The sequence below is a fragment of the Pseudarthrobacter sp. DSP2-3-2b1 genome, from assembly GCF_049895945.1.
In the GTDB taxonomy this organism is placed as follows: domain Bacteria; phylum Actinomycetota; class Actinomycetes; order Actinomycetales; family Micrococcaceae; genus Arthrobacter.
This window is the reverse complement of record NZ_JAFCTI010000010.1, coordinates 110,997-129,595: the sequence shown is the minus strand read 5'-3', so window position 1 is coordinate 129,595 and position 18,599 is coordinate 110,997. Positions and strand designations below refer to the sequence as shown.

19 protein-coding genes and 1 pseudogene are annotated in these 18,599 nt (G+C 65.6%); 10 read left to right on the top strand and 10 right to left on the bottom strand.

Annotation, left to right across the window (positions count from 1 at the left end):
• The first annotated feature begins 144 nt into the window (after positions 1-144).
• Genes purS through purL form a run of 3 tightly spaced genes read left to right on the top strand, consistent with a single transcriptional unit; the run spans position 145 to position 3,489 of the window.
• On the top strand, positions 145-396 hold the full coding sequence (purS, locus tag ACP7AX_RS13635; RefSeq protein ID WP_056631212.1) for a phosphoribosylformylglycinamidine synthase subunit PurS: 252 nt from the start codon (positions 145-147) through the stop codon (positions 394-396).
• Between the two features lies 1 nt (position 397).
• Positions 398-1,183 (top strand): phosphoribosylformylglycinamidine synthase subunit PurQ, encoded by a 786-nt coding sequence (gene purQ, locus ACP7AX_RS13630; RefSeq protein WP_426226999.1) that lies wholly within the window; start codon positions 398-400, stop codon positions 1,181-1,183.
• The gene (gene purL / locus ACP7AX_RS13625) at positions 1,180-3,489 is read left to right on the top strand and encodes a phosphoribosylformylglycinamidine synthase subunit PurL (protein WP_426226997.1); all 2,310 of its coding nucleotides are present in this window, start codon (positions 1,180-1,182) and stop codon (positions 3,487-3,489) included. The genes purQ and purL overlap by 4 nt, the downstream gene beginning before the upstream one ends.
• Before the next feature lie 69 nt (positions 3,490-3,558).
• Here purL and ACP7AX_RS13620 read toward each other — a convergent pair whose 3' ends face one another.
• The 5 genes from ACP7AX_RS13620 to ACP7AX_RS13600 form a co-directional block, all read right to left on the bottom strand.
• On the bottom strand, positions 3,559-4,509 hold the full coding sequence (locus tag ACP7AX_RS13620; protein WP_426226995.1) for a hypothetical protein: 951 nt from the start codon (positions 4,507-4,509) through the stop codon (positions 3,559-3,561).
• A gap of 111 nt (positions 4,510-4,620) precedes the next feature.
• On the bottom strand, positions 4,621-4,914 hold the full coding sequence (locus tag ACP7AX_RS13615) for a DUF503 domain-containing protein (protein WP_108598600.1): 294 nt from the start codon (positions 4,912-4,914) through the stop codon (positions 4,621-4,623).
• 21 nt (positions 4,915-4,935) lie between these two features.
• Positions 4,936-5,253: a putative quinol monooxygenase gene (locus ACP7AX_RS13610; RefSeq protein WP_426226993.1), complete on the bottom strand. Its 318-nt coding sequence runs from the start codon at positions 5,251-5,253 to the stop codon at positions 4,936-4,938.
• A gap of 33 nt (positions 5,254-5,286) precedes the next feature.
• The gene (locus ACP7AX_RS13605) at positions 5,287-5,829 is read right to left on the bottom strand and encodes a DUF1990 family protein (protein WP_426226991.1); all 543 of its coding nucleotides are present in this window, start codon (positions 5,827-5,829) and stop codon (positions 5,287-5,289) included.
• The gene (locus tag ACP7AX_RS13600) at positions 5,826-6,260 is read right to left on the bottom strand and encodes an MmcQ/YjbR family DNA-binding protein (protein ID WP_131684590.1); all 435 of its coding nucleotides are present in this window, start codon (positions 6,258-6,260) and stop codon (positions 5,826-5,828) included. Before ACP7AX_RS13600 ends, ACP7AX_RS13605 begins: the two co-directional genes overlap by 4 nt.
• A gap of 45 nt (positions 6,261-6,305) precedes the next feature.
• On the opposite strand from ACP7AX_RS13600, the gene ACP7AX_RS13595 reads away from it, so the two are divergent.
• Entirely contained in the window at positions 6,306-7,334 is a 1,029-nt protein-coding gene (locus ACP7AX_RS13595) for an isopenicillin N synthase family dioxygenase (protein WP_426226988.1), read from the top strand.
• An 18-nt stretch (positions 7,335-7,352) separates the two neighbouring features.
• On the opposite strand, the gene ACP7AX_RS13590 is transcribed toward ACP7AX_RS13595, so the two are convergent.
• Positions 7,353-7,778 (bottom strand): CoA-binding protein, encoded by a 426-nt coding sequence (locus tag ACP7AX_RS13590; protein WP_426226986.1) that lies wholly within the window; start codon positions 7,776-7,778, stop codon positions 7,353-7,355.
• 286 nt (positions 7,779-8,064) lie between these two features.
• Between ACP7AX_RS13590 and acs the strand changes: the two genes are divergently transcribed.
• The 4 genes from acs to ACP7AX_RS13570 are packed head-to-tail and all read left to right on the top strand — an operon-like array spanning position 8,065 to position 13,350.
• Positions 8,065-10,290, top strand: coding sequence for an acetate--CoA ligase (gene acs, locus ACP7AX_RS13585; protein ID WP_426226984.1), 2,226 nt, complete (start codon positions 8,065-8,067; stop codon positions 10,288-10,290).
• Positions 10,287-11,507, top strand: a complete 1,221-nt coding sequence (gene sfnG / locus ACP7AX_RS13580) for a dimethylsulfone monooxygenase SfnG (protein WP_426226982.1) — start codon at positions 10,287-10,289, stop codon at positions 11,505-11,507. The genes acs and sfnG overlap by 4 nt, the downstream gene beginning before the upstream one ends.
• Complete coding sequence (locus ACP7AX_RS13575) at positions 11,507-12,859, top strand: O-acetylhomoserine aminocarboxypropyltransferase/cysteine synthase family protein (protein WP_426226980.1); 1,353 nt, start codon at positions 11,507-11,509, stop codon at positions 12,857-12,859. The genes sfnG and ACP7AX_RS13575 overlap by 1 nt, the downstream gene beginning before the upstream one ends.
• Positions 12,856-13,350: a CoA-binding protein gene (locus ACP7AX_RS13570; protein WP_426226978.1), complete on the top strand. Its 495-nt coding sequence runs from the start codon at positions 12,856-12,858 to the stop codon at positions 13,348-13,350. The genes ACP7AX_RS13575 and ACP7AX_RS13570 overlap by 4 nt, the downstream gene beginning before the upstream one ends.
• 57 nt (positions 13,351-13,407) lie before the next feature.
• On the opposite strand, the gene ACP7AX_RS13565 is transcribed toward ACP7AX_RS13570, so the two are convergent.
• From ACP7AX_RS13565 to ACP7AX_RS13550, 4 genes are all read right to left on the bottom strand, one after another.
• Entirely contained in the window at positions 13,408-14,277 is an 870-nt protein-coding gene (locus ACP7AX_RS13565; RefSeq protein WP_426226976.1) for a hypothetical protein, read from the bottom strand.
• Positions 14,274-14,825, bottom strand: coding sequence for a sigma-70 family RNA polymerase sigma factor (locus ACP7AX_RS13560; protein ID WP_131684597.1), 552 nt, complete (start codon positions 14,823-14,825; stop codon positions 14,274-14,276). The genes ACP7AX_RS13565 and ACP7AX_RS13560 overlap by 4 nt, the downstream gene beginning before the upstream one ends.
• 258 nt (positions 14,826-15,083) lie before the next feature.
• Positions 15,084-15,458: a YegP family protein gene (locus tag ACP7AX_RS13555; protein ID WP_426226973.1), complete on the bottom strand. Its 375-nt coding sequence runs from the start codon at positions 15,456-15,458 to the stop codon at positions 15,084-15,086.
• 343 nt (positions 15,459-15,801) lie between these two features.
• Positions 15,802-17,091 (bottom strand): adenylosuccinate synthase, encoded by a 1,290-nt coding sequence (locus tag ACP7AX_RS13550; protein ID WP_108598990.1) that lies wholly within the window; start codon positions 17,089-17,091, stop codon positions 15,802-15,804.
• Between the two features lie 338 nt (positions 17,092-17,429).
• Between ACP7AX_RS13550 and ACP7AX_RS13545 the strand changes: the two are divergent.
• Together ACP7AX_RS13545 and ACP7AX_RS13540 are read left to right on the top strand one after the other, a co-directional pair.
• A pseudogene (locus ACP7AX_RS13545) lies at positions 17,430-17,549 on the top strand (epoxyalkane--coenzyme M transferase); the annotation flags it as partial.
• Positions 17,550-17,839: 290 nt separating this feature from the next.
• Positions 17,840-18,472 (top strand): uracil-DNA glycosylase, encoded by a 633-nt coding sequence (locus ACP7AX_RS13540; RefSeq protein ID WP_426226971.1) that lies wholly within the window; start codon positions 17,840-17,842, stop codon positions 18,470-18,472.
• Positions 18,473-18,599 lie beyond the last annotated feature (127 nt).

Below are 18,599 nucleotides of genomic sequence, written 5' to 3'. Positions count from 1 at the left end.
CAAGCGCTCCGGCCGGTAGAATGGGCTGGCAAGCTCGCGGAGCGCCCGTCCACACTGTTGCAAAGCATGTCCCCAACTGGAACGGCGTAAGACGGCGTGACTCCGCTGCGCCCTTACCCAATGCTCACGCACAGGAGTTGCCGGATGCCCCGGATCGTTGTTGACGTCATGCCCAAGCCCGAGATTCTGGACCCGCAGGGGAAGGCCATCGTGGGTGCGCTCCCCCGTCTGGGCTTCACCAGCTTTAGCTCTGTCCGCCAGGGCAAGCGTTTTGAACTGACTGTTGACGGCGAGGTGACCGACGCAATCCTGGCCCAGGCCCGCGAGGCAGCCGAAACCCTGCTGTCCAACCCCGTGATCGAGGACGTCGTCAACGTCGAGGTCGTCGAGGCCTGAGATGACTGAACTTCCCCTGATCGGCGAGGCAACCGCCGTCGCCGCCGAGCCGCGCCTGGCAGGCGCCCGGATCGGCGTTGTCACCTTCCCCGGCACACTGGACGACCGCGACGCCGCCCGTGCAGTCCGGCTCGCCGGCGGCACCGCGGTGCCGCTCTGGCACGCGGACACCGCCCTGGGCGACGTTGACGCCGTCGTGATTCCCGGAGGATTCTCCTACGGCGACTACCTCCGCGCCGGTGCCATTGCCCGCTTCGCGCCATTGATGTCCAAGATCATCGATGCGGCCAACTCTGACGCCAGGCTGCCCGTCCTGGGTATCTGCAACGGCTTCCAGATCCTGACCGAATCGCACCTGCTGCCCGGCTCCATGATCAAGAACGACCACCTGAAGTTCATGTGCCGCGACCAGGTGCTGCGGGTCGAAAACAGCAACACCGCCTGGACCCTGGACTACGATTCCGGCCAGGAAATCACCGTTCCGCTGAAGAACCAGGACGGCCAGTACATCGCCGACGAAAAGGTTCTGGACGCGCTCGAGGCCGAAGGCCGCGTGGTGTTCCGCTACGTGGGCTTCAACCCGAACGGCTCACGCCGCGACATCGCCGGCATCTCCAACGCCGCCGGCAACGTGGTGGGCCTCATGCCGCACCCGGAGCACGCCGTGGAGGTGGGCTTCGGCCCGCAGTCTGCAGGGTCCGGCGGGGCCGGGATCGGCGGGTCCGATACCGACGGCCTCGGTTTCTTCACCTCCGTTTTGAACAAGATTGTGGGAGGCGCCAAATGACCACGGAAACCACCAAGAAGTTCAACATCGACACCGTCGAGAACGCCGCCAAGACGCCGGACACCGAGCTTCCCTGGGCCGAACTGGGCCTGAAGCAGAACGAGTTCGACGAAGTAGTCAAGGTCCTGGGCCGGCGCCCCACCGGCGCCGAGCTCGCCATGTACTCGGTCATGTGGAGCGAGCACTGCTCCTACAAGTCCTCCAAGAACCACCTGCGCCAGTTCGGCGAGAAGGTGACCGAGGAAATGAAGAAGGACATGCTGGTGGGCATCGGCGAAAACGCCGGCGTCACCAACCTGGGCGACGGCTGGGCCGTGACCTTCAAGATCGAGTCCCACAACTCGCCGTCGTTCGTGGAGCCCTACCAGGGTGCCGCCACCGGCATCGGCGGCATTGTCCGCGACATCATCTCCATGGGCGCCCGCCCGGTGGCAGTGATGGATCCGCTCCGCTTCGGCGCGATCGACCACCCGGACACCGCCCGCGTTATGCACGGTGCTGTTGCCGGCATCGGCGGGTACGGCAACTCCCTTGGCCTGCCCAACATCGGCGGCGAAATGGTCTTCGACTCCGTGTACCAGGGCAACCCGCTGGTCAACGCGCTGGCTGTCGGGGTGATGCGCCACGAGGACATCCGCCTGGCGAACGCCTCGGGCAAGGGCAACAGGGTTGTGCTGTTCGGTGCCCGCACCGGTGGCGACGGCATTGGCGGCGCCTCGGTGCTCGCCTCGGAGTCGTTCGACAACACCAAGCCGTCCAAGCGTCCTGCCGTCCAGGTGGGGGACCCGTTCGCCGAGAAGGTCCTGATCGAGTGCTGCCTTGAGCTGTTCAAGGGCTCGCTCGTTGAGGGCATCCAGGACCTCGGCGCCGCAGGAATCTCCTGCGCCACCTCGGAACTGGCCTCCAACGGCGACGGCGGCATGGAAGTTGAGCTGACCTCCGTCCTGCTCCGCGACCCCACCCTGACCCCCGGCGAAATCCTGATGTCGGAGTCGCAGGAACGCATGATGGCCGTGGTCACCCCCGAGAACATCGCTGCCTTCGAAGCTGTGATGGACAAGTGGGCCGTGGAATACTCCTGGCTCGGCGAGGTCACCGACACCGGCCGCCTCATCATCACCTGGGACGGCGTGGTCATCGTGGACGTTGACCCGCGCACCGTGGCCCACGACGGACCGGTCTACGACCGCCCGTTTGCCCGCCCCGAGTGGCAGGACTCCCTCCAGGCGGACACCTTCACCGGCTCCGTCCAGGACGCCGGACGTCCCTCGTCCCCCACCGCACTGGCGGCCGCTGTCACCGAGCTCATCGCCTCACCGAACATGTGCAGCAAGGACTGGATCACCAACCAGTACGACCGCTACGTCGGCGGCAACACCGCTTTGGCGTTCCCGGACGATGCCGGCGTGGTCCGCGTGGACGAGGAAACCGGCCTGGGCGTCGCCCTGGCCACCGACGCCAACGGCCGCTACACCTACCTTGACCCGTACCACGGGGCACAGCTGGCACTGGCCGAGGCCTACCGCAACGTGGCCACCTCCGGCGCCGTTCCCATGGCCGTCAGCGACTGCCTGAACTTCGGCTCCCCCGAGGACCCGGATGTCATGTGGCAGCTCGCCGAGGCCATCCGCGGCCTGTCCGACGCCTGCATGGTGCTGGGCATCCCGGTCACGGGCGGCAACGTCTCGCTGTACAACCAGACGGGCACCACGCCCATCCACCCCTCCCCCGTGGTGGCAGTTCTCGGAAAGCTCGACGACGTCGCCCGCCGCACGCCGTCGGGCTGGCGTGAGGATGGCCAGGCCATCTACCTGCTGGGCACCACCGCGGCTGAGCTGGACGGCTCCGAGTGGGCAAACATGCGTGGCCACCTCGGCGGGCTTCCTCCCAAGGTTAACCTCGCCGCCGAGCGGGCACTGGGTGAAATCCTGATCAACGCATCCCGTGACGGCATGGTTGATTCGGCTCACGACCTCTCCGAGGGCGGCCTCGCGGCAGCCCTGGTTGAGTCCTCGCTGCGCTACGGCGTGGGTGCCCGGATCGCCCTGCAGGATGTCATGGACCGTGACGGCGTTGACCTGTTCACGGCCCTGTTCTCCGAGACCCAGGGCCGCGCCGTTGTTGGTGTGCCCCGCTCCGAGGAAATCCGGTTCACGGACATGTGCACCGCCCGCGGCTTCGCCCACACCCGGATTGGCGTTGTGGATGCGGCCAGCGGCGAGCTGGAGATCAACGGCGTGGACACCCTGTCCCTCGATGTCCTCCGCGAAGCCCACGAGGCAACCCTGCCGAAGTACTTCGGCTAGCCCTCTCATCGATTGCTCCGTAACCGCCCCTTTGAACCTTCAGAAGGGCCGGTACGGAGCAATCGATGCTTAAGCACCCTTGCGCCAGCCCGCCTGGACCAGCGCCGCCCGGATCTTGATGACTGCAGGCTTCGCGTCGTTCAGCATATGCCGCGTGGAAATGCGGACCTCCGTCCACCCCAAGGCCACATAGCGTTCTGAGCGCGCAATGTCCCGGACGATCTGTAGGTCCTGACCGTGATGCTCGCCTTCGTACTCGATTCCGATACGGTACTTGCGGTAGGAAAGGTCGGGCTCGTGGTGGCGCAGGCCGTCGTCGCCGATGATAGGCACGTTCAACTCCGGTTCCGGCAGCCCGGCCCTCACAACTGCCAGCCTCAACAGCGTCTCCTGTGGTGAGTCCGAACCCACCCGGATGAGTCTGATCGCTTCCTTGGCTCTCCGCAGTCCGCGCTTTCCCTTATGCCTGTCGATCATTCGCTGAAGATCGGCCAGACTGCAGAGCGGCATGTCCCTGCCCTCAAGGTCTGTCCTCGGCATCCGCACACAACTGTCCCCCATGGCCACGAGCTCGTCCAGGGTCAGCATCTCCGCCATATCAAGCCACGTGCGCTCCGGGGTGGTCACAGGAATCCCCTCGACTGTGGTGACCTCGTCGCTGTAGAGCTTCATTCTGTGCACGTTGACGTGCGGCCTGTTAAGGTGGGCTGCACCCTCGGGCCTGATGATGTGGTACATCTCCGGGTTCTCCTTCTGCTGGCGTCGCGGCAGGACCAGGAGCTCTGCCGCAGTGAGGTGCGATGCGGCGCACCGCTCGTTGACCTCAGTGAAGGGCCGCACCCTGATGCTCAAGGGGAGCTCCGCCGTCGGGCTCTCCGATCGGATCCCCTTACCCAGGCGGTGCAGGCCGCGGTGCCGCAGCCGCTTTTGCGATACCCCGGCGCGCGCGGCGTCCGACACGGTGAAGGGTCGATTCTGAAAATCATCGGGCAGCGGACGTGCGGTCTTCATAGATCTCATCAGAGCAGAATGCTGCATGCGCTGCAGAAGTTATCCACACCCCGCATCGATTGCTCCGTAATGGCCGTTTTGAGGCTCCAAAAGGGCTTTGTTGGAGCAATCGATGGGGGGTTAATCTTCGCTGTGGAGCTCCCGCTGACGTGAACTGAGCAGCTCGAATTCAGGCCGGTTCGCCACAAAGCGTTCGACGGCGGTGAGCACCTCCACGAGGTGCGCCCGGTCTGCTGCCACCAGGCCCGCGCCCACCTGCGAGCGCCGGTACTGTTCGTGGCCGCCCACTTCAGCAACCGACACATCGAACCGGCGCTTGACCTCGGCGAGGAGCGGCCTGATGACGGAGCGTTTCTCTTTCAGGCTTTGGACATCGCCCAGGAGGATGTCGAATTCAATCCAGCCGATCCACATGTCCCCATCGTAACCATGGGGTCAGATGGTGAGCTCGCCCATCCTGTCCCAGCCCTCGCCGTCGAACTGGCGGCTGATGATCTGCGGCGTCTCGGCCAGGGCCTGGGGCATGTCCGCCATGGCCTGCTTGAAGTGCGGGCTGTTGACGTGGTCAGCGGCGGCGTCGTCCTTGAAGGCTTCCACCAGAACGAACTCGTGGGGATCCTCCACGCTGCGGGACCAGTCGAACCACAAGTTTCCGGGCTCCTGCCGGGTGGCCTGGGTGAACCCGTCCACGAGGCCCAGCCAGCGTTCGGACCACTCGGGTTTGACCTTGAATTTGACGACGATGAAGATCATGGAATTTCCGTCCGTTTCCGGGAGGTTGGCCGCTCAGCCTGCGGCGAGTTGGCGTGCCCCTTCAAGGTATCGCGAAGTGACGTGCCTCTGCGCCGCCCTGGTCACCGGGCCCCCGACGCGGTAGATCCAGTTGGCCGGCTTGCTGAAGGCCGTGATCTTCAGAAACACCCGCACGGTGGCGTCGATCTCCACCTCAAAGGCTTCTTCGCCCCGCGCCGGATGTCCCGGCAGTGTGCCGTACCCAAAGCCGGCCGACTGCGGACCGTCGCCTGGCACCGGCCGCCGCACCCACACCACTTCGCAGGGGGCGTTGATCCGGAAAGGCCCGACGCCGAATCCGCTCACCACACGCGTTCCCGGCCGGACGGCGTCGGACTCGGCCCGGACGCGCAGCCCCGACCGCCGCTGCAGTTCCCAGGTCAGGATTCCCTGCGCCACCCGGCGGTACAGCGCAACCCCGTCGCCGAGGTAGGCCTGGGACACCAGGCTGGGGTACCCCTCCGGTGGCCGCCCGTTCTCGGTGGCTCCCACACCCGGGTAATCGAGCCGGCCGCCCACCAGCCTCTTGCTGCTCATACGGGATCAGCTCCCGTGGCTCCTGGATAAGGCAAAGATGCCAGCCGGGCCCAGCCCAGCTGTTCCTGCTGCTTCCGGCTCAGAGTGGCCACCACCAGATCGTAGGAGTCCTCCACCATGTCCCGGACCATAGAGTCCGGAAGGGCACCGTCCAATTTCACGCCATTCCAGTGGGTCTTGTTCATATGCCAGGCACCGGTGATCCCCGGGTGGGCTGCGCGGAGCTGCTCGGCCAGCGCCGGCTCGCATTTGAGGCTGACGGAAAGGTCATCCGCGTCCAGGGTGGAGGAGGCGAACATCTTCGCGTCCTGCCTGCTGCCGCCGGCCACCGCTGCCCTCACCTTGAAGACCGAGGTCTCCGGTCCGAACGGAAAATCTTCGTATGCGCCGGGAAAAGAAAGGCAGATCTCCCTGAGCTCAGCTGGTTCCATCCTGTGAGCCTACAAAGCCGTTCGCGGCGGTGCTAGTCTGCGAAGATGTCACCTGACCAGGCCACCATCCCTGTTCTGGACTTGAGCACCGCGCGTCAGCCCTACGGTTCCTTCAGCCCGGAATTCATCGAACAGCTGCGGGACGCCGCCCACAACGTGGGTTTCTTCCAGATCACGGGCTACGGTGCGGCTCCCGGCCAGGCCGAGGAGCTCCTCGGCCTCATCAAACGCTTCTTTGACTTGCCGCTTGAGGAGCGAATGAAGCTGGACAACCGGCTCTCACCCCACTTCCGCGGCTACACCCGGATGGGCACGGAGGTCACCCAGGGACGGGCGGACGCACGCGAGCAGATCGACTACTCCCCCGAGCGCGATCCCATCCCCGACTACCCGGCGGACCAGCCGTACTGGCTGCTCCAGGGCCATAATCTGTGGCCGGACGAGACACTGCCCGAGCTCAAGCCGGCGGCCATGGCCTGGGCGGATCTGATGTCCGCGGTGGGCATGGAACTCCTGCGTGGCATCGCCGTTGCCCTGGGGCTGCCCGAAGACCACTTCGACGAACCTTTCGGCGACGAACCCGCCTGGATGGGCAAACTGGTGCACTACGTGGGCGGCGTGGTTGCAGAGGCCGGTGACCAGGGCGTGGGATCGCACGCAGACTATGGCTTTGTGACCCTCCTGCTCCAGGACGAGGTGGGCGGGCTGGAGGTGCTGCCGCCCGGAATGCGTGAATGGGTTGAGGTGGACTACATTCCGGGCGCCCTGGTGGTGAACCTGGGCGAAATGCTGGAAGTGGCCACGGAAGGCTACCTGGCCGCCACCATCCACCGCGTCAAGGCGCCGCCGCCCGGTGTGGACCGGTATTCAGTACCCTTTTTCTGGTCACCGAGGCTGGACGCCGTGATTGACCCGGTGCCCCTGCCGCCCGAACTTAAGGCACAGGCGCGCGGGCTGTCCGACGACCCGTCCAACCCGATGCTCGCCTCATTCGGCATGAACATGCTCAAGGGCCGGATGCGGGCCCACCCGGACGTCGCGGAGCGCCACTACCCGGAGCTCATGAAAGGCTGACCCCGCCGGGAGCCTGGGTCAGAGATCGTACTTCCAGGCCTGCTGGGCCGGGCAGGCGTTCATCACGACGTCCAGCCCGGCGGCCTTGGCACGCTCGGCGGCGGCCTCGTCAATAACGCCCAGCTGCAGCCACACGGCCTTGGCTCCTGCAGCGATCGCCTGGTCAATCACAGCGCCGACCTTGTACGAGTTGACGAAGCAATCAACGACGTCGAGAGGATGCTTTTCCGACGGAATATCGGCCAGCGTCCGGTACCCGGTATCGCCGTGCACAGCGTCTCCCGGCAGGTTCACGGGGATGATTTCCATGCCAAGCCTGTCCCGGATGAAGAGTGACGTGTCATAGGCGGCCCGCCATTCATTGGTGGTCAGGCCCACGATCGCCCACCGCCCTTTGTTTCGCATAAGGCGTTCAATAACGGCTGGATCGTTGACGTGGGCCATGATGCAAGACTACAGCGCGAACCCTCCCCCACATCGCCGAACAATTGAATGATCGCGCGCCTGCGATGCTGGCATGAACGAATATTACGCTGCCCGGCGCGGAATTTGCCGCGGACCGTGCGGTTCGGCTGTAGTGGTAGTGACCATCCCGAGCGGCCGAGAGACCTGGATCTATGACGCCGCAGCATCCCTGGGCGACGCTTGCCGCCGTCATGGCAGCACAGTTGAGGCGACCATCCTTAACCAAACTGCAGGGTGCTACCGCCAGGATCGATGGAGCATACCCATGACCCAGGAGATTTATCCTGCCACGCCATTTTTGAACCCGATTTCCCCTCCGGGTTCCGCCAGCACGGCCCCACCAGGTGTGCCCGCGGAATCCCTCCACACCACTTCGAACGCGACGGCGATCGGAGCAGGGTTGCGTGACGCGGCCGGCCCCGCCAATAGCCCATCGGGATGGTCCTCGACCGGGTTGCAGGACCTCGCTGTGCACGGCGAAGCGTCCGGCGGGCCGGCCCGTCACAGCAGCACCACCACGGCCACGGATCCGGAAGCCAAGCCGCCAATCCAGGAAACGCCCCAAGACACTGTTGCCTTTTGGGAACAGCAGGCTCTCCGCCTTGACTGGGCAGCGCCCAAGGGAAACCCTGGCGGCAAACCCTGGCACACCGCGCACCGCCGCATCCCGGCCGACGCAGAAGCCGGAAAAGGCCCCGAGATCACCTGGTTTGAAGGCGGCAAGCTCAACGTCGCGTACAACTGCGTGGACCGCCACGTGGCCAACGGCCGCGGCGAGAAGGTGGCCCTTTACTTCGAAGGCGAGCCCGGGGACCGCCGCGCCATCACGTATGCGGAGCTGCAGCGCGACGTGTCCAAGGCGGCCAATGCGCTCCTGGCCCTGGGAATCACCAAGGGCGACCGCGTGGTCATATACCTGCCGGTTATCCCCGAAACTGTCATCATCACCCTCGCAGTGGCCCGCATCGGCGCCATCCACTCCCTGGTGTTCGGCGGTTTCTCCGCCGAGGCACTGAAGTTCCGGGTGGAGGACACCGGCGCCAAGCTCCTGGTGACCACTGACGGCCAGTTCCGCCGCGGCGTCGCCGTGCCGGTCAAGGACAACGCTGACGCTGCGGTCGCCGGCCAGAACGCGATCGAGCACGTGCTGGTGGTCAACCGCACCACCCCCGCCGACGAACTGGCGAGCGTCCACATGACCGAAGGCCGCGACGTGTGGTGGCATGACGCCGTCGGGCGCGCTTCGGAACTCCACGAGCCGGAAGCGTTCGACGCCGAGACTCCCCTGTTCATCATGTACACCTCCGGGACCACCGGTAAGCCCAAGGGCCTGGTGCACACCTCCGGCGGTTACCTCACGCAGGCGTCCTGGAGCTTCGAGCACCTGTTCAGCAACCCGGACCCCGCACTCCGGGACGCGGACGTGCACTGGTGCACCGCGGACCTGGCCTGGGTCACGGCGCACACCTACGAAATCTACGGTCCGCTCTCCAACGGCGTGACGCAGGTGATCTTCGAGGGCACCCCCAACACCCCGCATCCCGGCCGGCACTTCGAAATCATTGAACGCTACGGCGTCACCCAGTACTACACCGCACCCACGCTGGTCCGCTCGCTTATGGGCTGGTTCCCGGACGGCGTGCCGGACACCTATGACCTCTCGTCCATCCGGATGCTGGGCACCGTGGGCGAGGCGGTCAATCCCGAGGCCTGGCGCTGGCTGCGCCGGAACGTGGGTGCCGGCACCGCTCCCGTGGTGGACACCTGGTGGCAGTCCGAAACCGGCGCCACCATCCTCTCCCCCGCGCCCACGGACACCCACTTCAAACCGGGCTGCGCCGCCCGCGCGTTGCCCGGCGTCAGCACCAGGATCGTGGACGACGCCGGCAAGACAGTGCCGCCCGGTGTCCAGGGTTTCATCGTGGTTGACACCCCCGGGCCGGCTATCGCGCGAACGGTCTGGGGAAACCCCCGCCGCTACTACGACTCCTACTGGAGCAAGTACGTGGAACAGGGCTGGTTCCTGGCCGGCGACGGCGCCAAATACGACGCCGACGGCGACATCTGGATCCTGGGCCGCGTGGACGACACCCTGAACGTCTCGGGCCACCTGCTCTCCACCATCGAGATCGAGTCCGCCCTCGTGTCACACCCGCACGTGGTGGAGGCGGGCGTCTGTCCGGTCGCGGATGCGAAGACCGGGCACGCGATTGTTGCTTTCGTTGTCCTTAAATCCGGGGTTTCCGGGGAAGTCGGCGCGGAACTCCGGAACCACGTCGCGAAGGCGATCGGCCCGATCGCTAAGCCGCGCGACGTCGTCGTGGTCCAGGACGTGCCCAAAACCCGCAGCGGCAAGATCATGCGCCGGCTGCTGACCCAACTCTTCGAGGGGACCGCCCTGGGCGATATCACCTCACTCCAGAACGAACCGGCGATCGCCGGCATCCAGGACGTCCTGCGCGAGCGGACCCTAGCAAAGGAAAATTCATGAATGACATCAGCAACGTTGCCCGTCTTTCCGAACCGCTGAAGTTCGCGTACTGGGTGCCGAACGTTTCCGGCGGCCTGGTGGTCTCCACCATCGAACAGCGAACCGGCTGGGACTTCGACTACAACAGGAAGCTCGCTCAAATTGCCGAAAATTCCGGCTTCGAATACGCGCTGACGCAGACCCGCTACGCCGCCTCCTACGGCGCGGACAAGCAGCACGAGGCCACCTCGTTCAGCCTCGCCCTGCTGGCCGCCACCGAGCGCCTCAAGGTCATCGCCGCCGTCCACCCGGGCATGTGGCACCCCGGCGTGCTGGCCAAGTTCATCATCACCGCGGACCACATCTCCAACGGCCGCGCCGCCGTGAACATCGTCTCCGGCTGGCTCAAGAACGAGTTCACGAACTTCGGCCTCGACTGGCTGGAACACGATGAACGCTACGTCCGCACCGAGGAGTTCATCAAGGTCCTCCGCGGCCTCTGGACCGAGCAGGAGTACAGCCAGGCCGGCAAGTACTACAACATCACCGACTTCACGCTGAACCCGGCCCCCGTGGACGTTCCGGGCCGGGCGCACCCGGAGATCTTCTTTGGCGGCAACTCGACGGCGGCCCAGGCCACCGCGGGCCGCGTGGCCGACTGGTACTTCTCCAACGGCAAGGACCTTGAAGGGTTCAAGGAGAACATCGCCGGGGTGGTCGCTTCCGCAGGAGAAAGCGGGCGGGAAACCACGCGCGGCACTGACGGCGCACTGACTGCCGCTTTGCCCTCTCCGAGATTTGGCCTCAACGGCTTCGTCATCGCCCGCGACTCTGAGAAGGAGGCCCGGGACACGCTCCGCGAAATCGTGGCGAAGGCGCACAAGCCCGCCGTCCAGGGCTTCCGCGACGCCGTCCAGGAAGCCGGAGCGTCCACCAAGGACGGCAAGGGCATGTGGGCCGATTCCAGCTTCGAGGACCTGGTCCAGTACAACGACGGCTTCAAGACGCAGCTGATCGGAACCCCTGAGCAGATCGCCGAGCGGATCGTGGAATACAAGAAGATCGGCGTGAACCTGTTCCTCACCGGCTACCTGCACTTCCAGGAGGAAGTGGCTGCTTTCGGTGCGGACATCCTGCCGATTGTCCGCGAGCTTGAAGCCGACCTCGCCCGCAAGCACGGCACCGAGCTGGACCTGTCCGGAACTCCGGCGGCCGCGAAGGTTGAGGCGGGCGTCTGATGGCTGACCGCAAGTTTGGCTTCCGCACCCGCGCCCTGCACGCCGGCGGCACCCCCGACGCCGAGCACGGCGCCCGCGCGGTGCCGATCTACCAGACCACGTCCTTCGTGTTCAAGGACACCCAGGACGCCGCCAACCTTTTCGCCCTGCAGAAGTACGGCAACATCTACTCCCGGATCGGCAACCCCACAGTGGCCGCCTTCGAGGAGCGCATCGCGTCCCTGGAGGGCGGCATCGGGGCGGTGGCAACGTCGTCGGGCATGGCGGCCGAATTCATCACCTTCGCGGCGCTGACCCAGGCCGGCGACCACATTGTGGCTGCCTCCCAGCTGTACGGCGGAACGGTCACCCAGCTGGATGTGACCCTGCGACGTTTTGGCGTGGACACCACCTTTGTTCCCGGCACCGACCCCGCTGACTACGCCGCTGCCGTCCGGGAAAACACCAAGGCAATCTTCGTCGAGGTGGTGGCCAACCCGTCCTCGGAGGTCCAGGACCTGGAGGGGCTGGCGAAGGTAGCGCGCGACGCCGGCATCCCCCTCGTGGTGGACGCCACCTTGAGCACGCCGTACCTCGTGCGGCCGATCGAGCACGGAGCCGATATTGTCATCCACTCCGCCACCAAGTTCCTGGGCGGCCACGGCACCACCCTCGGCGGCGTGATCGTCGAGAGCGGCCGGTTCGACTGGGGCAATGGCAAGTTCCCCACCATGACCGAACCGGTGGCCTCCTACGGCAACGTCTCCTGGTGGGGCAACTTCGGCGAGTACGGCTTCCTGACCAAGCTCCGCTGCGAGCAGCTGCGCGACATCGGCCCGGCCCTTAGCCCACAGTCCGCGTTCCAGCTCCTGCAGGGCGTGGAAACCCTCCCGCAGCGCCTGGACGAGCACCTGAAGAACGCGCAGGCGGTTGCGGAGTGGCTGGAGGCGGACGGGCGGGTGGCGTACGTGAACTTCTCCGGCCTGCCCTCACACCCGCACTTCGAGCGTGCCAGGAAGTACCTGCCCAAAGGCCCGGGCTCCGTCTTTTCCTTCGGTGTGAAGGGCGGCCGCGCAGCCGGGCAGAAATTCATCGAATCCCTGCAGCTCGCCTCCCACCTGGCCAACGTGGGTGATTCCCGCACCCTGGTCATCCACCCCGGATCCACCACCCACCAGCAGCTGAGCCCGGAGCAGCTGGCAACAGCCGGAGTACCCGAGGACCTGGTAAGGATTTCCATTGGCCTTGAGGACCTCGATGACATCCTCTGGGACCTGGACCAGGCTCTAAGCGAGGCCTCGGCGACGGTCCCTGCCGCCGGCGGCACGGCCACCGAACCCGCGGATTCCTGCACGATTGGAGCCATCGCATGAGCACGGCCGAACGCACCTGGACCGGACCGTCCGCGCCCGAACGCCTAAACCTGTTGCGGCAGGCTAAGTCCATTGCGATCGTGGGCGCCTCGGACAAACCCTCGCGGGCCAGCTACTTCGTGGCGACATACCTGCAATCCTCCACAAGGTACAAGGTCTATTTCGTGAACCCGGTGGTGAAGGAAATCCTGGGGCAGCCCACGTTTGCGACGCTTGCCGATCTTCCCGAGAGCCCGGACATCGTGGATGTGTTCCGCAAGCACGATGACCTACCGGGCGTCCTGGCAGAGACCATCGCTGCGGGGGCCAAAACCCTGTGGCTGCAGCTGGGCTCCTGGCACGAGGAAGTGGCCGCAGACGCTGAGGCGGCGGGGCTCAACGTGGTGATGGACCGCTGCGTGAAAATTGAGCACGCCCGGTTCCATGGCGGCCTGCACCTGGCCGGCTTCGATACCGGCGTGATCTCTTCGAAGCGTCAGCTGCTTTCCTGACCGCTGCTGCCCCACTCCTGCCGCCCGCCCCGCGCACTCTTCGCGCCGGGTGGGCGGTCAGCGGCTGAACTTGTTCAGCCAGGTCACGCCGGCGTCAGCTTTGCCGGCAACGGCCCTTCCAGTCTTTGCCAGTGAGGAGGAGGCTCCCTCCACGGTAGGGGCCACCGCGCCGGACCTTCCGGCCTTGTCCTGCCCTCCGGTGGCGTCAGAATTGGCTTTGCCTGCCGGTTCTCCGCCTTCGCCGGTCCCGGCGTCCTTCGCAGCAGTACCGCCGGCGTTGCCGCCTGCCGCATTGCCTGCTCCGCCGTCGTCGTCCGCTTTCGACGGGGAGCCGTCCGCTCCCTTCCCCTTGCCCGCGGAATCCGAGGGGACCTGCTGCCCGGTTCCGGGCTGGGACGCCTCCGCCCCTGTGTTCCCGGGCTCGGCGGATCGTGGGCCGGAAGGGCCAGCCTGGCCTTCAGTGCCATCCCCGGCCGCCTGTCCGCCAATTGTCTGGTCCCCGGGCGCCTGCAGCTCCATAGGGAGGCCGGCGTCCTCCGGAGCGGCAAGCGGAGCTGCCGCGATGGTCCAGGCGGGGCTCCAGTCAGCGAGTATCTGCTGGACAGAGCTGCCCGTGGACCCGTCAGGGACCGGCCCCGTGGCGGCCACTCCCGTGACGCCGAGCCCCATGCCGGCGATGACGGCGAGTCCCACCACGGAGCCCCGGTGCCGGCGGAGCAGGCGGTGGCGCTCCAGCTGATGGGCCGGACCGGACAGAAGCAGGGCCGCAAGTTCTGCGCCGGGCTCGGGGACCGGGAGGGAACGAAGGGACCCCAAGGAGAGCAGCGCGGCGCGGAGCCTGGCATCCGTCTCTCCGGCGTCGAGCAGCATGTCATCCACGGTCCGGGCAAGGGACCGGGTAATCACCGGACTGGAAGGGGCATTCATGGCACCACATATTCCTTTACAGCGGACTCCTCGCGGAGTTTGACCAATGCACGGCGCTGCAGCTGCTTTACAGCGCCGGCGGTTTTCCCCATGATGTCCGCGACCTGATCGACTGTCAGGCCGCCGACGAGGCGCAGGGACAAAACTTCCCGCTGCTCGTCCGGCAGACCGCCGAGCAGGTCCAGGACTTCCTGGGGGGAGATTTTTTGGAGAACTTCAGTTTCGGCCGATGTGTCCTCGCGCCGGTCCAGGTCCGGTTCGAACGGCAGTTCAACAGGTGCGCGCCGCTGCCGCCGGTGATCGTCCACCATGCGGGCATGGGCCACAGAAAAAACGAATGTGCGCAGCCCGGCAACCCCGCCGGTGACTGTCTCGAGCCGCGGCAGGACGGCGAGGAAGACTTCCTGCATAACCGCCTCCGGATCTTCTACTCCGCGGGCTGTGAGGTAGCCCAGGACCTGCGACGCATACGTTCGGTACACGATGTTGAACAGCTCCGGATCGCGGGCGCGGGCACGCAATACGTCGTCTGTCAGCGCATCGGTCACGGGACGCAGGGCTTTCGGTGAAGGGGAAGGGGCTTGCCCCGCCAACTTTACCCTCCGGTAACCGTGCTGCCGGCAACCCCACGAGCCGGCTGGGGGAACAAAAAGGCCGGGCTGGAACGTGATGGGGGACAAGTTCCAGACCGGCGCTTCATAGGGGTAATCGCTGACACTGGCCAAAGGGTTACGCCCGGTCACAAAAAACTTTGAAAAACTTTTGGCGGCCCTGAAAGCAGCCTCAGGCAGGGGCCGGACTTACCCTCATGCGGGGGCCTGCGCTGCTCCGATCCAGCGCGGCGTGGCTGCCTGCCGCCGCGGAGACGTGGCATGGGCAAAGGCGCGGAGCCTGGCCGCCGGAACCAGTTGCTCGTCGCAGGCCGGCGGGGCTGAAACCGGCTGGGCTGCAACGGGCTCAGGTACCGGCTGCGGCCGCGCTGCTGCGGTTGGCGGAGAAACGCGTGAAAGGTCTGTGACCAGCCCCGTCCCGGCGCACTCACGCACAGCTGCGATCCCGGCAGCCACCGCCGGCTTGTCAGCGAACGCCTCCGACACGGCCATCACGGTTCCGTCCGGCCCCATCAGCCGGAACCTGAACTGCGCATCGGCGTCCACAAAAACTTCAAACATCCCGGCCATGGGAAATCCTTCCGCTCTGCGGGTGATCTGCTCCGGCGACGTCTTCGCCACCGGCCTGCCGTGATGCGTTGCTGCATCCGGTCCCGCGGGTCTGGTCGAACGATCTGTTGATCAGTTCAGGGTGTGCTTAAGAGTCTGGCCGCCGCAGCGGCGGCCTCACAAGACCGGCCGGGTAAACCCTGTGTAAATTGCATAACACCGTAAATTGCCTAACACGGTACATTGCATAACGCCGCCGGGAGGCCGCCGCCCTGGGCGGCGGAGCCCAACCCACCCTCCGTTAACTGACGACGCCGGCGGGCCACCATTTCAGGTGACCCGCCGGCGTCGTACTGGTGTTGCTTTAGTCCTTGATGAGGTCGTTGACCACGATGGTCTGGTCCCGGTCAGGGCCAACGCCGATCGCGGAGAACCGCGTGCCGGAGAGCTTCTCCAGGGCGAGCACGTAGTTCCGGGCGTTCTCCGGGAGGTCCTCCAGGGTGCGGGCGCCGGTGATGTCCTCGGTCCAGCCTTCGAAGTACTCGAATATGGGTACCGCGTGGTGGAATTCGGTCTGCGTCATGGGCATTTCGTCGTGCCGTACGCCGTCGACGTCGTAGGCCACACAGACCGGGATCTGCTCGATGCCGGTCAGGACATCCAGCTTGGTGACGAAGTAGTCCGTGAAGCCGTTGACGCGGGAGGCGTGGCGGGCCAGGACGGCGTCGTACCAGCCGCAACGGCGCGGGCGGCCGGTGTTGACGCCGAACTCACCGCCGGTCTTCTGCAGGTACATGCCCATCTCGTCGAACAGTTCCGTGGGGAACGGTCCGGCGCCGACGCGCGTGGTGTAGGCCTTGATGATGCCGATGGAACGCGAGATGCGGGTGGGTCCGATGCCGGAGCCCACTGACGCGCCGCCCGCCGTCGGGTTGGAGGACGTGACGAATGGGTACGTCCCGTGGTCCACGTCCAGGAAGGTGGCCTGGCCGCCCTCCATGAGCACCACCTTGCCCTCGTCCAGCGCCTTGTTCAGGACGAAGGTGCTGTCGATGACCAGCGGGCGCAGGCGTTCGGCGAAGGAAAGGAAGTAGCTGACGATCTCCTCCACCTCGATGTCGCGGCGGTTGTAGACCTTGACCAGGAGTTCGTTCTTCTGGCGCAGCGAGCCTTCCACCTTCTGGCGGAGGATGGATTCGTCAAAGACGTCCTGGACGCGGATGCCCAGGCGGGCCACCTTGTCCATGTAGGCGGGGCCGATGCCTCGGCCGGTGGTGCCGATGGCGCGGCTGCCGAGGAAGCGCTCGGTGACCTTGTCCAGGACCTGGTGGTAAGGCGCCACCAGGTGGGCATTGGCCGAAACGCGCAGTTTGGACGTGTCCGCACCACGTGCCTCCAGGCCATCAATTTCCTGGAACAGGGCCTCCAGGTTCACCACGCAGCCGTTTCCGATGATGGGAACCGCGTTGGGGCTGAGGATGCCGGCCGGAAGGAGCTTGAGCTCGTACTTCTCACCGCCTACGACGACGGTGTGCCCGGCATTATTGCCACCATTGGGCTTAACGACGTAGTCCACACGGCCACCCAAGAGATCTGTGGCCTTGCCTTTTCCTTCGTCGCCCCACTGGGCTCCTACGATCACGATTGCTGGCATGGGATCCTCCCCCATTCGTTCGGGCCGCACTCCCGGTTGACCCGCCGGTGGTACACCGGACGGTTCACCGAAGGCCGGCGCCGTTCATGAGAACGCCCCGAAGGCAACAGCCTGACGGGAGCGTTCAGGACGCCCTGCCACGCAAGAGTTCGGGGCTCTTACCACCCAAGTTTAGCCGATGCCGGGGTTTCTCCACTCGTTCGGCCTGGCAAGGTTCACATACGAAACAATCCGGCCCTGACTTGCCCGGGCCCCGCACGCCTGAGCTGATCGCCGCCAACGCCGCGAAGGAAACCGCCACGCCTACACCGATCCTTCCTCAGGGATCCTGGCGCACCGGCTTCGTGGCGTCCCTGTCCCCCGGGTCCTGCGCCCGCGTGGCCAACAAGTACTACACATCCGACGAAGAGCTGCTCTACGCCTGTGCAGACGTGATGCGTGAGGAGTATAAGGCCATTAGGTCATCATTCCCGGCGTGGTCTCGCTGGACGCCCTCGGCGAAGGTGCGCCGCGCCACCAAGCGCCTCTGGTAGGTATTTTCGATCCAGCCGCAGGGTCCGTCCTGTGCCTTCCATCACGAGGAGGCCCGGGAGGGGCCCTGCATTTTGCGGGGCTTGCTAAACTGATAGAGACCGACCAGGAATCGGTCCACATCACATTTCAAACCACCCCGGACTTGCCGTGCCCAACACGCGCCCATTTTCCGGATTGGCAGCAGCACCGATCCCCGCAGGAGACATTGCACTTCATGACAGCCCTGGCACCCGAATCCTTCCGTGAACAGCTCCTGAACCGCCGTTACGAGCCCAATGTTGGGGCAGTCAACGAGCTGTGCGATTCGCTGCAGAGCGTCAAGCCGCACACCGTGGTCCCCTACGTTGACCCGATGCACGACATCGACCAGTGCCGCATCATCAGCCTCTTCTCCAACATCGGCGAGGCGGATCCCTCCGGCTTCATCACCGCGGGCGACGACGACGCCACCACCCGCATGCTGGGCATCCAGTGGAAGCTGGGCCTGCGCCCCGAGTGTGTCATGCCGTGGAATGTCCACCCGTGGCACACCGACGGTGAGGCCAACGGCAAGTTCACGCCGGACCAGATTTCCTCCGGCCTCAAGCCGCTGCTCAAGTTCCTTGCCCTGGTGCCCCGCGCCTCGGTGATCGTGGCTCACGGCACCGAAGCCAACCGCCTGGCCAATCTGCTCCTGAAGACCGAGGTTCCCATGATCTGGCGCCGCGGCCTGAAGACCTACAAGGTCCGCAGCCTCAGCGGCCGCGCCTTCGCCGGAACGCCGGCCCGGCAGGAACAGTACCTCGAGGACATGCGCGTAGCGTACGCGGACGCCATGGCCCGCACCGGCCTGCAGAAGGCCAGCTGAACACTGGGCTGAACCACAGCAACCAACGACGACGGCCGGTCACCTTTTCGAAAAGGTGTCCGGCCCCCCTCGTCAAGCCCCAATTATAAATGGGCACCAAGGCTGCTTTAGCGGACGGATCGGAGTC

What these genes read in the sequence shown, in the direction of transcription:
- ACP7AX_RS13610 (WP_426226993.1), bottom strand. Translation starts at nt 5,253, where the DNA reads ATGATCTTCATCGTCGTCAAATTCAAGGTCAAACCCGAGTGGTCCGAA.
- acs (WP_426226984.1), top strand. Translation starts at nt 8,065, where the DNA reads ATGACCCAGGAGATTTATCCTGCCACGCCATTTTTGAACCCGATTTCC.
- purS (WP_056631212.1), top strand. Translation starts at nt 145, where the DNA reads ATGCCCCGGATCGTTGTTGACGTCATGCCCAAGCCCGAGATTCTGGAC.
- purL (WP_426226997.1), top strand. Translation starts at nt 1,180, where the DNA reads ATGACCACGGAAACCACCAAGAAGTTCAACATCGACACCGTCGAGAAC.
- ACP7AX_RS13565 (WP_426226976.1), bottom strand. Translation starts at nt 14,277, where the DNA reads ATGAATGCCCCTTCCAGTCCGGTGATTACCCGGTCCCTTGCCCGGACC.
- ACP7AX_RS13550 (WP_108598990.1), bottom strand. Translation starts at nt 17,091, where the DNA reads ATGCCAGCAATCGTGATCGTAGGAGCCCAGTGGGGCGACGAAGGAAAA.
- ACP7AX_RS13575 (WP_426226980.1), top strand. Translation starts at nt 11,507, where the DNA reads ATGGCTGACCGCAAGTTTGGCTTCCGCACCCGCGCCCTGCACGCCGGC.
- ACP7AX_RS13600 (WP_131684590.1), bottom strand. Translation starts at nt 6,260, where the DNA reads ATGGAACCAGCTGAGCTCAGGGAGATCTGCCTTTCTTTTCCCGGCGCA.
- ACP7AX_RS13595 (WP_426226988.1), top strand. Translation starts at nt 6,306, where the DNA reads ATGTCACCTGACCAGGCCACCATCCCTGTTCTGGACTTGAGCACCGCG.
- ACP7AX_RS13555 (WP_426226973.1), bottom strand. Translation starts at nt 15,458, where the DNA reads ATGGCCGGGATGTTTGAAGTTTTTGTGGACGCCGATGCGCAGTTCAGG.
- ACP7AX_RS13540 (WP_426226971.1), top strand. Translation starts at nt 17,840, where the DNA reads ATGACAGCCCTGGCACCCGAATCCTTCCGTGAACAGCTCCTGAACCGC.
- ACP7AX_RS13605 (WP_426226991.1), bottom strand. Translation starts at nt 5,829, where the DNA reads ATGAGCAGCAAGAGGCTGGTGGGCGGCCGGCTCGATTACCCGGGTGTG.
- purQ (WP_426226999.1), top strand. Translation starts at nt 398, where the DNA reads ATGACTGAACTTCCCCTGATCGGCGAGGCAACCGCCGTCGCCGCCGAG.
- ACP7AX_RS13570 (WP_426226978.1), top strand. Translation starts at nt 12,856, where the DNA reads ATGAGCACGGCCGAACGCACCTGGACCGGACCGTCCGCGCCCGAACGC.
- ACP7AX_RS13615 (WP_108598600.1), bottom strand. Translation starts at nt 4,914, where the DNA reads ATGTGGATCGGCTGGATTGAATTCGACATCCTCCTGGGCGATGTCCAA.
- ACP7AX_RS13590 (WP_426226986.1), bottom strand. Translation starts at nt 7,778, where the DNA reads ATGGCCCACGTCAACGATCCAGCCGTTATTGAACGCCTTATGCGAAAC.
- sfnG (WP_426226982.1), top strand. Translation starts at nt 10,287, where the DNA reads ATGAATGACATCAGCAACGTTGCCCGTCTTTCCGAACCGCTGAAGTTC.
- ACP7AX_RS13620 (WP_426226995.1), bottom strand. Translation starts at nt 4,509, where the DNA reads ATGAGATCTATGAAGACCGCACGTCCGCTGCCCGATGATTTTCAGAAT.